Origin of the sequence: Nocardioides sp. (assembly GCF_051876515.1) — a bacterium.
In the GTDB taxonomy this organism is placed as follows: Bacteria; Actinomycetota; Actinomycetes; order Propionibacteriales; family Nocardioidaceae; genus Nocardioides.
The window spans coordinates 3,909-20,646 of record NZ_JBJEHY010000234.1 but is presented as its reverse complement, the minus strand read 5'-3'; the positions used below and the strand labels follow the sequence as shown (position 1 = coordinate 20,646).

At 72.5% G+C, this 16,738-nt stretch carries 14 protein-coding genes; 1 reads left to right on the top strand and 13 read right to left on the bottom strand.

Going from position 1 to position 16,738, the window contains the following annotated elements:
• The 5 genes from ACI379_RS16415 to ACI379_RS16395 form a co-directional block, all read right to left on the bottom strand.
• The coding region (locus ACI379_RS16415) for a SigE family RNA polymerase sigma factor (RefSeq protein WP_439793196.1) at positions 1–394 on the bottom strand (394 nt) is incomplete at its 3' end.
• Between the two features lie 292 nt (positions 395–686).
• Positions 687–1,454: an enoyl-CoA hydratase-related protein gene (locus tag ACI379_RS16410; protein ID WP_439793195.1), complete on the bottom strand. Its 768-nt coding sequence runs from the start codon at positions 1,452–1,454 to the stop codon at positions 687–689.
• 98 nt (positions 1,455–1,552) lie between these two features.
• Positions 1,553–1,942 (bottom strand): MmcQ/YjbR family DNA-binding protein, encoded by a 390-nt coding sequence (locus ACI379_RS16405; RefSeq protein ID WP_439793194.1) that lies wholly within the window; start codon positions 1,940–1,942, stop codon positions 1,553–1,555.
• 262 nt (positions 1,943–2,204) lie between these two features.
• Positions 2,205–2,636 carry a pyridoxamine 5'-phosphate oxidase family protein gene (locus ACI379_RS16400; RefSeq protein ID WP_439793193.1) on the bottom strand — a complete coding sequence of 144 codons (432 nt, stop codon included), beginning with the start codon at positions 2,634–2,636 and terminating at the stop codon, positions 2,205–2,207.
• Between the two features lie 24 nt (positions 2,637–2,660).
• The gene (locus ACI379_RS16395) at positions 2,661–3,389 is read right to left on the bottom strand and encodes a hypothetical protein (RefSeq protein ID WP_439793192.1); all 729 of its coding nucleotides are present in this window, start codon (positions 3,387–3,389) and stop codon (positions 2,661–2,663) included.
• A gap of 168 nt (positions 3,390–3,557) precedes the next feature.
• On the opposite strand from ACI379_RS16395, the gene ACI379_RS16390 reads away from it, so the two are divergent.
• Positions 3,558–3,938 carry a DUF3054 domain-containing protein gene (locus ACI379_RS16390; protein ID WP_439793191.1) on the top strand — a complete coding sequence of 127 codons (381 nt, stop codon included), beginning with the start codon at positions 3,558–3,560 and terminating at the stop codon, positions 3,936–3,938.
• 4 nt (positions 3,939–3,942) lie between these two features.
• Here the strand turns inward: ACI379_RS16390 and ACI379_RS16385 are convergent, their stop codons facing one another.
• The 8 genes from ACI379_RS16385 to ACI379_RS16350 form a co-directional block, all read right to left on the bottom strand.
• Positions 3,943–5,583, bottom strand: coding sequence for an ABC-F family ATP-binding cassette domain-containing protein (locus tag ACI379_RS16385; protein ID WP_439793190.1), 1,641 nt, complete (start codon positions 5,581–5,583; stop codon positions 3,943–3,945).
• 246 nt (positions 5,584–5,829) lie between these two features.
• Positions 5,830–8,346 carry a LuxR C-terminal-related transcriptional regulator gene (locus ACI379_RS16380; RefSeq protein WP_439793189.1) on the bottom strand — a complete coding sequence of 839 codons (2,517 nt, stop codon included), beginning with the start codon at positions 8,344–8,346 and terminating at the stop codon, positions 5,830–5,832.
• 255 nt (positions 8,347–8,601) lie between these two features.
• Positions 8,602–9,771, bottom strand: coding sequence for an acyl-CoA dehydrogenase family protein (locus ACI379_RS16375; protein ID WP_439793188.1), 1,170 nt, complete (start codon positions 9,769–9,771; stop codon positions 8,602–8,604).
• Positions 9,768–11,762 carry a biotin carboxylase N-terminal domain-containing protein gene (locus ACI379_RS16370; protein WP_439793187.1) on the bottom strand — a complete coding sequence of 665 codons (1,995 nt, stop codon included), beginning with the start codon at positions 11,760–11,762 and terminating at the stop codon, positions 9,768–9,770. The genes ACI379_RS16375 and ACI379_RS16370 overlap by 4 nt, the downstream gene beginning before the upstream one ends.
• Before the next feature lie 5 nt (positions 11,763–11,767).
• Positions 11,768–13,357: an acyl-CoA carboxylase subunit beta gene (locus ACI379_RS16365; RefSeq protein WP_439793186.1), complete on the bottom strand. Its 1,590-nt coding sequence runs from the start codon at positions 13,355–13,357 to the stop codon at positions 11,768–11,770.
• Positions 13,354–13,827 (bottom strand): SRPBCC family protein, encoded by a 474-nt coding sequence (locus ACI379_RS16360; RefSeq protein WP_439793185.1) that lies wholly within the window; start codon positions 13,825–13,827, stop codon positions 13,354–13,356. Before ACI379_RS16360 ends, ACI379_RS16365 begins: the two co-directional genes overlap by 4 nt.
• On the bottom strand, positions 13,824–14,993 hold the full coding sequence (locus ACI379_RS16355; protein WP_439793184.1) for an acyl-CoA dehydrogenase family protein: 1,170 nt from the start codon (positions 14,991–14,993) through the stop codon (positions 13,824–13,826). The genes ACI379_RS16360 and ACI379_RS16355 overlap by 4 nt, the downstream gene beginning before the upstream one ends.
• Positions 14,993–16,738: acyclic terpene utilization AtuA family protein (locus ACI379_RS16350; RefSeq protein ID WP_439793183.1), on the bottom strand; the 1,746-nt coding region annotated here is incomplete at its 5' end. The genes ACI379_RS16350 and ACI379_RS16355, both read right to left, overlap by 1 nt.

Sequence of the window (16,738 nt, the reverse complement as noted above, 5' to 3'; positions counted from 1 at the left end):
CGGCGGCCGTCTCCGCGACCGAGAGGTCCTCGAAGAAGCGCAGCACCACCACGACCCGCTGCCTGCGGGGCAGGCGTCCCAGCGCCTGCCACAGGTCGTGGCTGGCGTCCGCACCGGCCGACTCGTCGGGCCCGGGCGACTCGGGCAGCCGGTCGGTGGCGCGCTCCCCGTTCCACCTGCGGCGCCACCAGCTGGCGTACGTGTTGACGAGGATGCGGCGGACGTACGGCTCGGGGTCGCCGTCGACGCGGCCCCAGGCGAACCACGCCTTGGTCAGCGAGGTCTGCAGCAGGTCCTCGGCGAGCCCGTGGTCACGGGTGAGGAGGTAGGCGGTCCGCAGCAGCGCCGACGAGCGGGCCGCGACGAACGCGTCGAAGTCGTCGGACGTGCTCACGGACCCTCCCGAGCGGTCGTGGGTCGCCGTCGTGGCGATCGTTGCTGTCATGACCGTTGATACCCGGTGGGGTGTTCACGGGGTTGCCTGTCGTGCGGAACTTTCTTGCCGGGGGTGCGGGGGGCGCCCGGGGTGCCGGGGGTGCGTCATACGAACCCTCCGCGCGACGGCGCGCGTCATACGAGGCCCTCCGCCAGCCGGCCTGCGTCATACGAACCCGCACCTATAGGTGCGCATCGGGATGACGCAAGGCGGGCGCGACCCCCGTACGCATGACGCCCGCCCGGCGACCTCAGCCCTTGGGCCGCGACAGGAACGCCGTCATCGCCTCGCGCGCCTCGTCGGAGCCGAAGAGGCGCGCCGAGAGGGTCGCCATCTCCTCGCCCTTGGCGTCGATCGTGGCGACCAGGTCGGCGTTGAGGATCTTCTTCGTCTCCCGCAGGCCCTGCAGGGCGCCGGTGGCCAGGCTCGCGCAGACCTTCGCCACCTCGTCGTCGAGGTCGGCGGCGGGCACCGCCTTCGTCACCAACCCGTACGCGGCAGCCTCGGCGCCGCTGAACACCTCGCCGCCCAGGGCGGTGAGCGCGGCGGCGCGGTTGTGCATCCGGTGGAAGACGGTGAGCGAGATGATCGCGGCGGCGAGGCCGAGCTTGACCTCGGTCAGCGCGAACGTGGCTTCCTCGGCGCTGATCGCGACGTCGGCGGAGGCGATGATGCCGATGCCACCGGCGCGTACGGCCCCGAGGTTCTTGGTGACGACCGGCTTGTCGAGCGTCGCGATGAGCCGCTGGAGCTGGATGATCCGCCGGGTGCCGGCCTCCATCCCGACCGTCGACGCCTCGGACAGGTCAGCGCCCGAGCAGAACACCTTGCCGGAGCTCTGCACCAGCACCACGCGCACCTCGGCGTCGGCCCCCGCGCGCTCCACCGCGGCGAACAGCTCGGTGACCAGCTGGGTGCTCAACGCGTTGCGGTTGTGCGGGCTGTCGAGGGTGATCGTGGCGATGCCGTCGGCGCTCTCGTAGTGGACGAGCTCGACGGCAGGCGTGGTCTGAGTCATGGGTCACATCCTGCCCGATGCCTACCCGACGGTAGGACGGATCGGCGCGCGTTCCCACGTGGCGGGCATCCCCATGACGCCCACGGCGACGTACCGGCTCAGGAGCCGGTCGCCGGAGGCCGCGACACCTGCTCGGCCAGGCCGGCCGGAGCCTGCAGGCAGTAGGAGTCGGTGAGCAGCTCGGCGAGCTCCTCCCAGTCGGTGTCCTCGTCGAGCACCATCCCGATGACGTTGTCGCCCCACTCCACCTTGAAGTACGGCTCGCCCAGGTGCGCGAACGCGGCCACCTCGCCGGGCTCGCCGCGGAACGTGATCCGGTACAGCTGGTCCTCACCACCGAACACGTGGGCCACCGTGGCACCACGCACCCTCCAGCGGGTGCCCACCCAGGCGTTCTCCTCGTACACCTCGGGCAGCGGGAGCAGGGTCGCGCCGACGCGCAGCACCCACTCCTCGGGGACCAAGGGACGCTCGATCTTCTTCGCCACGTCGTCACTCTGCCACCGGCCACCGACACTTCCCGCACCCGTGGGCGGGGGCGGCCGGAAGCCGGACGGGAACGAGGGGATCATCCCGCTCCCACCTCCACCGTGTCCCGATCGCCGTCGACGTCGGTCCACCGCATCTGGCCACCTCACATCGCGGGGACCACTCGGCCCCCGTGAGTACGACCCTGCCACTGGGTGGTCCCGGGGCCGCCCTTCTTGGGCAAACCTTGAGCGAGCCCTGAGGCAGCGCGGCAGGCCGTCCTCAGCCCAGGAGCGCCGGGCCGTGCACGAACCGGTCGACCTCGATCCGGATCACGGCCCGGTCCGGGCCGTTGTCGGCCTCCCGGCCGTACCGCGCGGAGTAGAGCCCCACCGCCCGCGTCGTGGAGGCGTCGTCCATGAGCACCGTGCCGCGGCCCTCGATCGTGGACCACCGCGGCCCGTCGACCTGGCAGACGGCGACGTGCCCGGGCGTACCGGACTCGGCTGCGGCGCGCAGGTTGCGGACCTTGCGCGAGCCGTCGCGGGTGATCACCCACGCGCATCCCTGCTCGGGGTCCAGGGCCACCCCGACCGGCACCACGTGCGGCCGGCCGTCCGGGCGCAGCGTGGTGAGGGTGTTCAGCTGGTACTCGGCGTAGAACGCGGCGAGCGGGGCGGGCAGGGCGTCCCAACCGGGGCGGAAGACAGTCATGGGGTCATCCTCTCCGGTCCGACGTCACGGTCCGACGGTGGTGAAGGAGATGTCGCCGAGGTACGCCTCGAACGTCGAGTCCGCCACTGCCCCCCAGCCGCCCGCTCGCCACGCGTCCAGCCTCAGGGAGCTGTACGTGCTGCCGCCCGTGAGCACGGTCTGGCAGACCGGGTCCGAGGGCAGCCCAGCGCTCTGGTACTCCCATCTGGACACCAGCATCGTCGAGGTGCCGTAGTCGCTGACTGCGACCCCCGACCCGGCGGCGGCGAGAGCGGGCCGCATCTCCACCGCCTCCTGGATCCGGTAGGACGACAACCCCGCGACGCGGAACCGCAGACTGGTCACGGGTCGGCTGAACTGGAGGCTGTACCGGGTCTGGTACGTGTAGTCCCCCGTGTGGTGGAACTGCAGCAGCAGGCCGTTCTGCGGCGCGGCCGCACCGGCCTCGTCGATCGGCACCACGTCGAAGTTCCGGTTGGCACCCTCGTACGCCCCCAGCGCCGCGGTGTTCAACAGCTCAGCCACCCTGACGGTGAGCGTGATCGGGTCCGCGACGCCGGTCGACGTCACCGTGAACGTGTCGCGCGACGCGCCCGACACAGCTCCGGTGGCCATCAGGAAGGCGCCCGTCTCCGGCACGAAGGGCGTGGTAGCGGCAAAGGCCGGGGCCGCGCTGACCGCTCCGACCGCCGGCACGCTCCACGCCGCCGCGCGGACGACCGTACGGCGACTGGTCGGGCTGGTGTGCTCCATGGGACTCTGTCCGGGTCACGCAGGACGGGGCCGTCCTGACGGGCGAACGCTGCCAGCGGGCGGCACCCGACGAGTCGTTTTGAGCCAATCTTGAGGTTCGGGCCGGTGCCGCGAGGGGTGGCGACCCGGGTTCGAGAACGCCGGGTGCCCGGCTGTCACAATCGGGACATGACCGGCACCGCCCCCGCCCCCGCCCGACCGCTCTCCCGCGCTGCCGTCCTCGGGATCGACGCCGTGCTGGTCGTCGTCTTCGCGGCGATCGGCTACTGGACGCACGCCGACGAGCTCACCCCGGCCGGCGTCGTCAGCACCGCCTGGCCGTTCCTCCTGGCGCTCCTCGGTGCGCACGGCGTGCTCCTGGCGGCCGGGCGGCGGGCCGACGAGATCCTCTCCGGCCTGCTGGTCTGGGTGATCACCGTCGCCGCGGGCATGGTGATCCGCAAGGTCAGCGGCGACGGCACCGCCACCCCGTTCATCGTCGTCGCGACCCTCTTCAACGCGGCGACGCTGCTGGGTTGGCGGCTCATCGCCCGGTACGCGCGACGCTGAGACCTCAGCGCACGACGACGACCTGGCCGCCGTCGACCTCCCAGCGCCGCTCCAGCTGTACGTTGTCCAGGAGCCGGCGGTCGTGGGAGACCAGCAGCAGCGTCCCCTCGTACGAGGCCAGCGCCTGCTCGAGCTGCTCGATCGCGGGAAGGTCGAGGTGGTTGGTGGGCTCGTCCAGGACGAGCAGGTTCACCCCGCGCGCCTGCAGCAGCGCCATCGCCGCCCGGGTCCGTTCACCGCCGGAGAGGCGTCCGACCCGACTGGCGACGTGGTCCGCCTTGAGGCCGAACTTGGCGAGCAGGGTGCGCACGTCCGCGGGCGCCAAGTCGGGCAGGACCGCCTCGAACGCGTCGCCCAGCGCCAGGTCGTCGGCCAGCCCGGTCCGGGCCTGGTCGATCCGGCCGATCGCGACGGTGGCCCCCAGCGAGGCGCGACCCTCGTCGGGCCCGATCTCCCCGAGCAGGAGGTTGAGCAGGGTCGACTTGCCGGCACCGTTGGGGCCGGTGATGCCGATCCGGTCGCCGGCCGCGACCTGCAGGGAGACCGGGCCGAGCGTGAAATCACCACGGCGCACGACCGCAGCGTCGAGCGTGGCGGCGACCGACGACCCGCGGGGCGCCGCGGCGATGTCGAACTGCAGCACCCACTCCTTGCGCGGCTCGGCGACCTCCTCAAGCCGGGCGATGCGGGACTCCATCTGGCGCACCTTCTGCGCCTGCTTCTCGCTCGACTCGCTCTGTGCCTTGCGGCGCACCTTGTCGTTGTCGGGCGACTTCTTCATCGCGTTGCGCACGCCCTGGGAGGACCACTCGCGCTGGGTGCGGGCGCGGGAGACCAGGTCGGCCTTCTTGTCGGCGAACTCCTCGTACGCCTCCCGCGCGTGCCGCTTCGCGGTCGCCCGCTCGACGAGGAACGACTCGTACCCGCCGTCGTGGACGGTCACCTCGTTCTGCGCCAGGTCGAGCTCGACGATGCGGGTCGCGCACCGCGCCAGGAACTCGCGGTCGTGGGAGACCAGCACGACACCCGCGCGCAGTCCCCGTACGAACGTCTCCAGAGTCTCCAGCCCGGCGAGGTCGAGGTCGTTGGTGGGCTCGTCGAGCAGCACCACGTCGAAGCGGCTCAGCAGCAGCGCCGCCAGGGCGACCCGCGCGACCTGCCCACCCGACAGGCCCGTCATGGGCGCGTCAGCACCCACGTCGAGGCCGAGGTCGGCCAGCACGCCCGGCAGGCGGTCGTCGAGGTCGGCGGCGCCGCTGGCCATCCAGCGGTCGAAGGCCACCGCGTACGCGTCGTCGGCGCCCGGCTCGTCGGAGCCCAGCGCGGCCGCCGTCTCCTCCATCCGAGCCGTCGCCTCGGCGGCCCCCGTACGGCGGGCGACGTACCCGGAGACCGTCTCGCCCTCGAGGCGCTCGTGCTCCTGGGGCAACCAGCCGACGAACGCGTCGGCCGGCGCGAGGTGGACGCTGCCGCCCAGCGGCTCGAGACGCCCGGCGAGGATCTGCAGCAGCGTCGACTTGCCCGACCCGTTGGCGCCCAGCACCCCGACGACCTCGCCCGGCGAGACCGTCAGGTCGAGCCCCTCGAAGAGGGTGCGGTGGCCGTGACCCCCGGCCAGGTCCTTCGCTACGAGGGTGCCGCTCACGGGGAGATCCTAGGCGGCAGCGGACTGGGGGCCCACGTCGCCACCGGACGGAATTGAGTACCGATTACCGATGTGGGCACACCGTCCGCACGGCACCCTCGTGCTGGGGTACCCGAGGTCCGGCACGTCCGTGGACCGCGGGCCCACGTGCACAGGCGGGTGAGGTGGGGGGCACCGTTCAGCCGCCGCACGAGCACGGGGGGTGGTTCGGCGGGTCCGGAAACGGGCCCGCCGGGCCGAGCCAGGTCAGTCGCTGCGGACCACGGGTCCGTGGACGCCCGAGTCCTGCAGCGCCGCTCCCACGTCAGCGCGGCGCCTGACGCCGAGCTTCGTGTAGATCCGGCCCAGGTGGCTCTCCACGGTGCGTGTGGACAGGGCCAGGCGCTCGGCGATCGCCGAGGAGGGCAACCCGGCAGCCACCAGCGTCGCCACCTCCCGCTCACGCCGCGACAGGCTCCCCGCCGAACCACCGGAGGCAGCCGGGGAGGGCAACCACCGCCCGAGCCCGGCCAGGCGCTGCTCGGTCGCCGAACGCACCGGGTCGTCCCCTCGAGCAACGGCACGCAGGTGGGTCGCGAAGAGGTCCGCCAGCACGTTGGGGCAGCGGATCGCCAGCTCGTCGGACCGCGCCAGGTCGTCGGACGTGACCCGCCCCGGGGCGGCCACCCCCACGAGGTGCAACGCCTCGGCCTCGACCAGGGCGTACCCCCGCTCGCGGGCCCACCCCTGCAACCGTCGGGCGCGTTCGACCGCCTCGTCCGGGCGTCCCGTCGCCAGCAGGGTCCGCGCCAGCCACGGCTGCGTGTCGGGCGCCAGCCCGCGCGAGATCAGCGGGGTTCCGGCGTCGTACTCCGCCAGCAGCGCCGCGGCCGTACCGACCTCGCCCCTCATGGCGCGCACGAACGACTCGACGGCCAGCACCCACGGCCTCATCCCGCTCGGGTCGATGCGCGCCAGCGCGTGCCTGGCGTCGGCCAGGGCCTCAGCCGCGAACGCCCAGTCCCCCAGCATCGCCGCCACGCGGCCCTCGCCCGCCCGGACCACCGCCGGGTCCGTGGTCGCCGCGACGGGCTCCTCCTCGGTCCACCACCCCGACGTGGCGTCCCCGCAGTGGACCCGGGCCAGGAAGACCGCGGACCGCAGCTCGGCGTGGGTCCACGGCAGGTGCGCAGAGGCGGCGACCACCTGGGGCTCCAGGCGGCGTACGAGGTCGAGGGCCGCCGTCAGGTCACCCTCGAACCCCCGAACCAGCACCAACGGGGCCACCAGCCGCAGGTGGTGCGGGCTCAGGTGCGCCGGGACGGCCCGCCCCGACGCCAGGCCCAGATCAGTGCCCAGGGCGCGGGCGGCGTCCGGCTCACCGGCCCAGAAGGACCGGGCCGCCGCGTCCAGCTCGACCACGCCCCGGTACGGCGCCCAGCCTGGCTCGGCGTCGAAGTCCGCCATCGTCGCGCGGCACACCGCGACCGCCTGCTCGGGCTGGTCGAAGGTGTACTGCAGCAGGTCGGCCTGGTGATGGGTCAGGTGGATCAGCCGGTCGGCGGCAGCCTCCGTGGCGACCTCGTCGCGCAGACGCCCCCACGCCTCGAGCCCTCGCGCGAGGTCGTCGGCGGCCTGCTCGGGCCGTCCTGCGAAGCGCCGCTCGAAGGCCCGCAGGATGAGGGCGTCGACCAGGGCCAGCCCGTGCCGGCCCCCCGCCGGGATGCGCTCGATCACCGCGTCCGCCAGGCGTACGGCCAGGGTCCACTCGCCATCCGCGGCCGCGGTCCGTGCGGCGTCGACGATCTCGTCGGCACCGATCACCTCCCCCACCGCCAGGCCCCACTCCACCCAGCGCGAGGCCGGCAGGGCACCCCGCCCGGCGTGGTCCGTCATACGGCGGTGGAGGTCCAGCCTGCGTACGGCCGGGACCTGGGCGCGCAGCACCCGGGCGTGCAGGCTGCTGGCGATCCGTACGACAGCCTCCTGCCCCGACCTCCGTCCCTCCCGCAGCAGACCGTGGTCCACCAGGGTCGCGACCGCGTCCTCCCCGCACACGAGCACGGCCGACTCGACCGTCAACGAACCGGACAGGGCCACCAGGTCGAGCGCCTCCCGCTCGGCGTCCGACAGGTGCGCCACCGAGATCTCGACGAGGTCGGTGAGCTGGGGCAGGGGGGCGCTGACGTCGGCCTGCAGCAGACCCGCGGGCTCGCGGTGCCACCGGCCGGCGGCGTCCAGCCCCCGTACGAGCTCCCGGACGTGGAGGGGCAGCCCGTCGCTGACCCGGTGGATCTCGACGACCGTCTCCTCCACGACCCGCGAGGAGAGCGCCGACTCGAGCAGGGTCCTGACCTCACCGGTACGCAGGGCCGGCACGTCGACCCGCACCATCCGGTCCTCCAGCAGCAGGCGCGCCAGCGCGGGCGGGCAGGCCGGGACGAGCCGGGCGGTGGCGAGGAGCCGCGGCGAGGCGCTCGCGGTCATCGCCCGGGCGAGGAGGGCCGCACTCGAGGCATCGAGCTGGTCGAGGTCGTCGACGACGAGCAGGGGCCGCCCCGCCGGCGGCGCCCAGTCCTGCGGCAGCCCCTCCCGCCCGCTGATCCGGACCACCTCGGCGCCGGTCTGCTCGGCCTTCGCAGCGCAGTACGCGGCCACCCCGGACTTGCCGATCCCGGGAGGCCCGCAGAGCAGCACGTTGGTGGAGGCCAGCAGGTCGAGGACCTCACGGGTCAGGGCGGGGCGCGGCAGGACCGGCCACGACCTGTTCGCGGCGTGGTTCACGGATCACCTCCACCTCCGCCGGACGGGTGCCCGGAGGCCGCTCCCATTGTTGACCCGCTGGGTGGCGGCCGTCGAAGAACTGACCAGACCGCTGGGTCGGGTTGTCGGGGTTGGTCCCCTTGCGTCGGTTTCCCCGCCTTGGCGGGGACTTCGACACGTTGTGGGGGTTGCAACACCCACCTGTGGTCGGTTTCCCCGCCAAGGCGGGGAAACCGACCACAGGTGGGTGAAACCGACCAGAGGTGGGGAACTCCGTCAGTACGACTTCGGCAGGCCGAGGGAGTGCATCGCCACGAAGTTGAGGATCATCTCCCGGCTCACCGGCGCGATCCGACCGAGGCGGGCAGCGACCAGCATGTTGGCCAGGCCCAGCTCGGAGGTGAGGCCGGAGCCTCCGTGGGTGTGCACGGCGACGTCGGTGGAGTTGCAGGCCACCTCGCCGGCCGCGTACTTCGCCATGTTCGCGTACTCGCCGGCCCCCATGTCATCGCCTGCGTCGTACAGCGCTGCCGCCTTCTGCTGCAGCAGCTTGGACTGCTCCAGCTCGATCTTGACCTTCGCCAGCGGGTGCGCGATGGCCTGGTGGGAGCCGATCGCGGCGCCCTTCCAGACGGTGCGGGTCTTGGCGTACTCGACGGCCTTGGCCAGCGCGAAGCGCGACATGCCGTTGGAGTACGCCGCCCCCATGATGCGCTCGGGGTTGAGCCCGGCGAAGAGCTGCAGCAGCCCGGCGTCCTCGTCGCCGACGAGCGCGTCGGCGGGCAGGCGTACGTCGTCGAGGAACAGCGTCCACTGCTTCTCCGGCGCGTCGAAGGTCATCTCGATGACCTGCTTCTCCAGACCCTCGGCGTCGGTGGGGACCACGAACAGGCAGGGCTTGAGCTTGCCCGACTTCGCGTCGGCCGTACGACCGACGACCAGGATCCCGTCGGCCTCGTCCACGCCGGAGATGAACGTCTTCTGGCCCTTGAGGACCCACTCGTCGCCGTCGCGCGTGGCGGTGGTGGTGATGTTGTGCGAGTTGGAGCCGGCGTCGGCCTCCGTGATCGCGAACGCCATCGTGTACTCGCCCGAGGCGATGCCGGGCAGCCAGCGCTGCTTCTGGGCGTCGGTGCCGAAGCGGGAGATGACCGAGCCGCAGATGGCCTGCGAGACGACCATCATCAGCATCGGGGCACCGGCCGCGGCCGCCTCCTCCAGCACGGCAGCCAGGTCGCCGATGCCGCCGCCGCCACCGCCGTACTCCTCCGCGATGTTGACGCCCAGGAAGCCGTGCTTGCCCATGTCGGACCACAGCTCGGTGACCTTGCCGCCGGTGCGGGCCTTCTCGGCGATGTAGGTGTGGCCGTACTTGCTGGCCAGCGCGAAGACCGCCTTGCGCAGCTCGGTGCGCTCCTCGGACTCGGTGAAGGGGTTCTGGGTCATGCCTGCTCTCCTGCCTGCGACGGCTCCTCGACGACGGCGAGGACCTGACCGGCCTCCACCTGGGTGCCCGCGGCCACGTTGAGCGCGGTGACCACGCCGTCGGTGGGTGCGGCGATGCTGTGCTGCATCTTCATGGCCTCCATCACCAGCAGCAGCTGGCCGGCCGAGACGGTCTCCCCCTCCGCGACGGACACGCTGATCACGCTGCCCGGCATCGGGGCGAGCAGCGAGCCGGCGACCACCTGGTCGGCGGGGTCGGTGAAGCGCGGCGGGTTGCGCCACGACGACGCGCCCTCGGGGCCGTCGAGGAAGACCTCACGGGCACCGGTACGCAGGCAGTTCACGATCCGACCGGCGTACGTCCGCGCGACCCCGTCGACCTCGAGCCGAACTGCCTGCGGGGTTGCGGCCAGCACGGTCATCCCGTCGACCACGAACCCGTCACGGGTGCCGAGCCACTCGACGACGACCTCCTCGTCGCGGCCCTGCGGCACAAGCGTCGTCTGCTGCGGCTGGGAGACCACGTTGCGCCAGGCGGCGGGGATGCCCCGCTGGACCGTACGGCGCGACGCCGCGTCGGCGGCCAGGAGCAGCGCAGCGGCGACCGCTGACGGGGTGCTCCCGGTCACCGGCGCGACCACGGCGGCCTCACGGGTCTCCAGCCACGAGGTCGTCACGTCCATCGCCGCGAAGGCGGGGTCGGAGAGGATCTCGACCAACTGCTCCCGGTTGACCGTGAGTCCGTGGATGCGGGCCCGGCGCAGCGCCGAGACCAGCTGGCGGATCGCCTGCGCACGCGTAGGTGCCCAGGAGATGACCTTGGCCAGCATGGCGTCGTAGTGGGTGCCGACCTCGTTGCCCGACGCGAAGCCGGAGTCGAGGCGGATCCCGGCGCGCTGCAGCGGACCGAACTCGGCCTCGGCGTCGAGCTCGAGGGTGACCAGGCGGCCCGACTGCGGCGTCCAGGCGGAGTCCTCGGCGTACAGGCGCACCTCGATCGCGTGCCCGTTGACCGCGGGCGGCGCGGCCTGGAGGGCGGCGAAGGTGTCAGCCGCCTCCCCCTGGGCCACGGCCAGCTGCAGCTCGACCAGGTCGACGCCGTGGACGAGCTCGGTGACCGGGTGCTCGACCTGCAGGCGGGTGTTCATCTCCAGGAAGAAGAACCGCTCGGCGGCCGGGTCGTACAGGAACTCCACGGTGCCGGCACCGCGGTAGTCGATCGCGGCGGCGGCCCGACGGGCAGCCTCGTGCAGCTCCTTGGCGACGTGGGCGGGCAGGCGCGGGGCCGGGGCCTCCTCGACGACCTTCTGGTGGCGCCGCTGCACGGTGCAGTCGCGCTCCCCGAAGACCAGCACGTCGCCGTGGCCGTCACCCACGACCTGGACCTCGACGTGCCGGCCGGCCTCGACGTACGGCTCCACGAAGACGGTGCCGTCCCCGAACGCGGAGGCCGCCTCGGCCGAGGCGAGCGCGATCTCGCCCTCGAGGGCGGCCAGGTCGCGGACGATCCGCATGCCGCGACCGCCACCACCGGCGGACGCCTTGACCAGCAGCGGCAGGTCCGCCTCGGTCGGCGACTCGGGCGCCTCCAGAACGGGCACGCCGGCGGCGCGCATCAGGTCCTTGGAGCCGACCTTGGAGCCCATCGCGACGATCGAGTCGGCCGTCGGGCCGACCCAGACGAGGCCCGCGGCCTCGACGGCGGCGGCGAACTCGGCGTTCTCCGACAGGAAGCCGTAGCCGGGGTGGATCGCGTCCGCACCGGTCCTCCGCGCGGCCTCGATGACCAGGTCGGCGCGCAGGTACGTCTCGGCGGGCGTGCTGCCGGGCAGGCGTACGGCCAGGTCGGCCTCGGTCACGAAGGGCAGGTCGGCGTCGGCGTCGGAGTGGACCGCGACGGTCTCGATGCCGAGGCGGCGGGCCGTCGCGAAGACGCGGCGGGCGATCTCGCCGCGGTTGGCGACGAGCAGACGGTTGATGCTGGAAACCAAGGGACTCACATCCTGAAGACGCCGAAGGACGTGGCGCCCTCGGTCGGCCGGGTGTCGATGGCGGAGAAGGCGATGCCGAGGACGGTGCGGGTGTCGCGCGGGTCGATGACCCCGTCGTCGTAGAGCATCCCGGAGAGCACGTACGGCAGGGACTGCTCCTCGACCATGGCCTCGACCATGGCACGCATGCCGGCGTCGGCCTCCTCGTCGTACGTCTTGCCCTTCGCCTCGGCCGCGGCGCGGGAGACGATCGACAGGACGCCCGCCAGCTGGGCCGGGCCCATGACGGCGGACTTGGCGTTGGGCCAGGTGAACATGAACCGCGGGTCGTACGCGCGGCCGTTCATGCCGTAGTTGCCGGCACCGTACGAGGCGCCGATGACCACCGAGATGTGCGGCACCGTGGAGTTGGAGACCGCGTTGATCATCATCGCGCCGTGCTTGATGATGCCGCCCTGCTCGTACTCCTTGCCGACCATGTAGCCGGTGGTGTTGTGCAGGAACAGCAGCGGCGTGTTCTTGGCGTTGGCGAGCTGGATGAACTGCGTCGCCTTCTGCGCCTCCTCGCTGAACAGCACGCCCTGGGCGTTGGCCAGGATCCCGATCTCGCGACCGTGCAGGCGGGCCCAGCCGACGCACAGCGACGAGCCGTACAGCGGCTTGAACTCGTCGAACGCGACCTCGTTGGTGGCCGAGACCCCATCAACGATGCGCAGGATCACCTCGCGCGGGTCGAACGGCTCCTTGAGGTCGGTCGGGACCAGGTCGAGGAGCTCCTCGGGGTCGAGCACCGGCTCGGCGTACCCGGTCGGTTCACCGACGGCCTTGCGCCAGTTGAGCCGCGCCACGATGCGACGTCCCAGCCGGATCGCATCCTGCTCGTCCTCGGCCAGGAAGTCGGCCAGGCCGGAGGTGCGGGCGTGCATCTCGGCGCCGCCCAGCGACTCGTCGTCGGTCTCCTCACCGGTGGCCATCTTGACCAGCGGCGGGCCGGCGAGGAACACCTTCGCCTGCTCCTTGACCATGACGGTGTAGTCGCTCATGCCGGGGACGTACGCGCCGCCGGCGGTGGAGTTGCCGAAGACCAGCGCGATCGTCGGTACGCGTCGGGCCGAGGCGCGGGTCAGGTCGCGGAAGATCTTGCCGCCGGGGATGAAGATCTCCTTCTGCGTCGGCAGGTCGGCGCCGGCCGACTCGACCAGGGAGATCATCGGCAGACCGTTCTCCTCGGCGATCTGGGCGGCCCGGAACGTCTTCTTCAGCGTCCACGGGTTCGACGCGCCACCCTTCACGGTGGGGTCGTTGGCGGTGATCACGCACTCGACGCCGGACACGACGCCGATGCCGCACACCACCGAGGCGCCGACGGTGAAGTCGGAGCCCCAGCCGGCCAGCGGGCTGAGCTCGAGGAAGGCGGAGCCCTCGTCGACGAGCAGCTCGATGCGCTCGCGCGGCAGCAGCTTGCCGCGCGCGTGGTGGCGCTCGACGTACTTCTCGCCGCCGCCGGCCACGGCCTTGGCGTGCTCGGCGTCGAGGTCGGCCAGCTTGGCCAGGTGTGCCTCACGGCGGCTCTGCTCGGTCTCGGTGGTCGTCACCGGCCACTCTCCTTCTCGACGATGTCCTTCATGCGGTTCAAGGTGGTGCGCATCCCCTCGGTGTTCGTACGGCTGCGCCAGCGCCCGAGGAGCAGCCAGTAGAGGCGGGTGGGCAGGGAGGGCTCGAGGCGGAAGTACTCAGTCACGTGGGTGACGTCGCCGTCGGGCCGCAGGCGGTAGCCCCAGTTGTTGATCGTGGTGGTGTCGGTGCCGACGGCGAACTCGAACGCGTGGGGCGGCTCGCAGACCGTCACCCGGCACGGACTCCAGTACGTCGGCCCGACGCCGTTGCGCTTCACATGGCCGGCGAAGTGGGCGCCGACCTCGGGACCGGTGCTGCCGCGGGTCCACCTGGCCTCGAACGTCTCGGGGGAGAACTCCCCGATCCGGGTCACGTCGCTGACCAACGCCCAGACGGCGTCGAGGGGCGCGTGCATGGTGACGGTGACTTCCTCAGTGAGTGGCTTCATGACGCGTACCCCAGCAACGTGGCGGCGAGGTCGGCGAGCACCTCGCTGGCACCGCCGCCGATCGGCAGCAGGCGGGCGTCGCGGTAGTGCCGCTCCACCTCGGTGCCGTGCATGTAGCCGGTGCCGCCGTGCAGCTGCACCGCCCGGTCGCAGACGTACGTGGCGGTCTGGCAGGCGGTCTCCTTGGCCAGGCAGACCTGCGCGATGGTCTCGGGGGTGACCCCGACATCGACGTACAGGTTCGCCACCGCGTGCGCCTGGGCGCGGGCCGCCTCGACCTGGCGACGCATCTCGACCAGCGTGTGGCGTACGGACTGGCGCTTGATCAGGGGCTCGCCGAAGGTCTGCCGCTCCCGGCAGAACTCCGCGGTCAGCCGCAGGCTGCGCTCGGCGATGCCGTAGCCGTGGACGGCCAGCGCGAGGCGTTCGGCGACGAACTGCTCGGCGATGTAGAGGAAGCCGACGTTCTCCTCACCCACCAGGTTCGACACGGGCACCCGGACGTCGGTGTACGACAGCTCGGCGGTGTCGGAGCAGTGCCAGCCCATCTTGGCCAGCCTGCGGTCCACGCGGAAGCCGGGGGTGTCGGTGGGGACCACCACGAGCGAGATGCCACCGGAGCCGGGGCCGCCGGTGCGTACGGCGGTGGTCACGAAGTCGGCGCGGGTGCCGGAGGTGATGAACGTCTTGGCGCCGTTGATGACGTACGAGTCACCGTCCCTCACAGCGGTGGTACGCAGCGCCCCCACGTCGGAGCCGCCGCCGGGCTCGGTGATCCCGAGCGAGCCGATCAGCTCGCCGGCCAACGTCGGGGCGACCCACCGCTCCTTGAGCTCGTCGGACCCGTGGGCGGCGATGTGCGGGACCGCGATGCCGTGGGTGAACAGCGCCGACATGAGGCCTGAGGAGGCACCCTCGGCGAACATCCCCTCCTGCACGGCGATGGTGTCGAGCGGGTCACCGCCGCTGCCGCCGACCGCCTCGGTGAACCCGACGCCGAGCAGACCCGCCTGCGCGGCCTTGCGGTGCAGCTCCCGCGGGAGCGCGCCGGCGTCCTCCCACTCCTGGATGGACGGCGCAATCTCGCGGCGGGTGAACTCGGCGGCCGCCTCCCGGAGGACCGCGCGGTCCTCACGGGTGGAGCGCTCGGCCTGGGCCGTGGTCATCACAGCAGTCCCTTCTCGACGGTGACGAGGCGGGCACGGATCCACTCGCCCAGCGCCTTGGCCTGGGGGTCGGTACGGGTGGACGCGGCCACGCCGGCGCCCAGCAGCCCGGTGATGACGACGTTGACGGCACCCAGGTTGCGCAGCTGGTGCACCGAGACCTCCAGGTCGGCCGCCTCCGGAAGCATCCGGCGCACCCAGGCGGGGGTGACGGTGGTCAGCAGCCACCGCACCCGCGCCTGGTACGTGGCCTCGTCGGCCGCGGCGATGGAGTCGCGCGGGACCCACAGGCCCAGGTTGGCGTTGCCGCCCTTGTCGCCCGAGCGGGCGTGGGCCAGGCGTCCGAGGGGCACCTCGACGGGGTCGGAGGGCTCGGCCAGCGCGAGCGCCGGAGCGGCGAGCGAGGCGTCGGGGCGGCCGTCTTCGTAGGTGCCGAACGTCGGGTCGGCGACCACCTCACGACGGCCGTCGTGGTGCACCACTGTGTGCTCCAGCTCGGCGCGCGAGACGTACGCGGGGCGGTAGATCGCGTACGGCGAGGCCTGGCCGGGCGGGGCCATCAGCGTGCAACCCGGGTACGAGGCCAGGGCGATCTCGACGGCCGGGGCGGTGAACCCCTTGCCGGCGACCTTCGGGTCCGGGTCGAGCGCCACGCAACGCAGGATCGTCGACGCCTCGCCGATCGTCGCGGGGTCGGTGGCCGGCGCCGGGCCGAGGGTCCACTCGACCGTCTCCGGCGCGTTGTCACCCCACTGGTCGGTGACCTGCTGACGCACCCACGCCGCCTTCTCGGCGACGTCGAGGCCGGTCAGCAGGAACTCCATCGCGTTGCGGTGACCGCCGAGGGTGTTGATGCAGACCTTGAGGGTCTCCGGCGGCGCGTGGCCGACGGTGCCGGAGATCTCCACCCGGTCCTCGCCGACCTGCGCGAGGCGTACGGAGGTGAGGTCGACGGCGACGTCGGGGTTGAGGTAGGTGCCGGTCTGGATCTCGTAGACCATCTGGGCGGTGACGGTGTCGACGGTGACCGCACCGCCGGTCCCGGCGTGCTTGGTGATGACGCAGCTGCCGTCGGCGGCGATCTCCGCGAGCGGGAAGCCGAGCGCGGTGGCCCGGGCCTCGGCGGCCAGGGACAGGAAGCCCGAGAAGTTGCCGCCGGTGGCGTGGGTGCCGCACTCGATGACGTGGCCGGCCACGACTGCCCCGGCCAGCGGGTCGAGGTCCTCGTACGTCCAGCCGTGGTGGAACGCGGCCGGTCCGACGATCACCGAGGCGTCGGTGACACGGCCGGTGACCACGACGTCGGCGCCCCCGCGCAGGGCGGCGGCGATGCCGAACCCGCCGAGGTACGCGTTGGCGGTCAGTGCACCGTCGAAGCCGAGGTCGGCGGCCTTGGCGCGCAGGTCGTCCCCCTCCACGTGGGCGACGGTGACGTCGAGCCCGAGGCCGCGGGCGACCTCGCGCACCTTGTCGGCCAGGCCGGCCGGGTTGAGGCCGCCGGCGTTGGAGACGATCCGGACGCCCCGCTCGAGCGCCTCCCCGAGCGACTGCTCGCACTGGCGTACGAACGTGCGGGCGTACCCCAGGGTCGGGTCCTTGAGGGTGTCCTTGCCGAGGATGAGCATGGTCAGCTCGGCGAGGTAGTCGCCGGTGACGTAGTCGAGCTCGCCGCCGGTGACCATCTCGTGCATCGCGGAGAGGCGGTCGCCGTAGAAGCCGGAGCAGTTGCCGATCCGGACGGGACC

What these genes read in the sequence shown, in the direction of transcription:
- ACI379_RS16355 (WP_439793184.1), bottom strand. Translation starts at nt 14,993, where the DNA reads ATGACCACGGCCCAGGCCGAGCGCTCCACCCGTGAGGACCGCGCGGTC.
- ACI379_RS16390 (WP_439793191.1), top strand. Translation starts at nt 3,558, where the DNA reads ATGACCGGCACCGCCCCCGCCCCCGCCCGACCGCTCTCCCGCGCTGCC.
- ACI379_RS16360 (WP_439793185.1), bottom strand. Translation starts at nt 13,827, where the DNA reads ATGAAGCCACTCACTGAGGAAGTCACCGTCACCATGCACGCGCCCCTC.
- ACI379_RS16375 (WP_439793188.1), bottom strand. Translation starts at nt 9,771, where the DNA reads ATGACCCAGAACCCCTTCACCGAGTCCGAGGAGCGCACCGAGCTGCGC.
- ACI379_RS16410 (WP_439793195.1), bottom strand. Translation starts at nt 1,454, where the DNA reads ATGACTCAGACCACGCCTGCCGTCGAGCTCGTCCACTACGAGAGCGCC.
- ACI379_RS16400 (WP_439793193.1), bottom strand. Translation starts at nt 2,636, where the DNA reads ATGACTGTCTTCCGCCCCGGTTGGGACGCCCTGCCCGCCCCGCTCGCC.
- ACI379_RS16395 (WP_439793192.1), bottom strand. Translation starts at nt 3,389, where the DNA reads ATGGAGCACACCAGCCCGACCAGTCGCCGTACGGTCGTCCGCGCGGCG.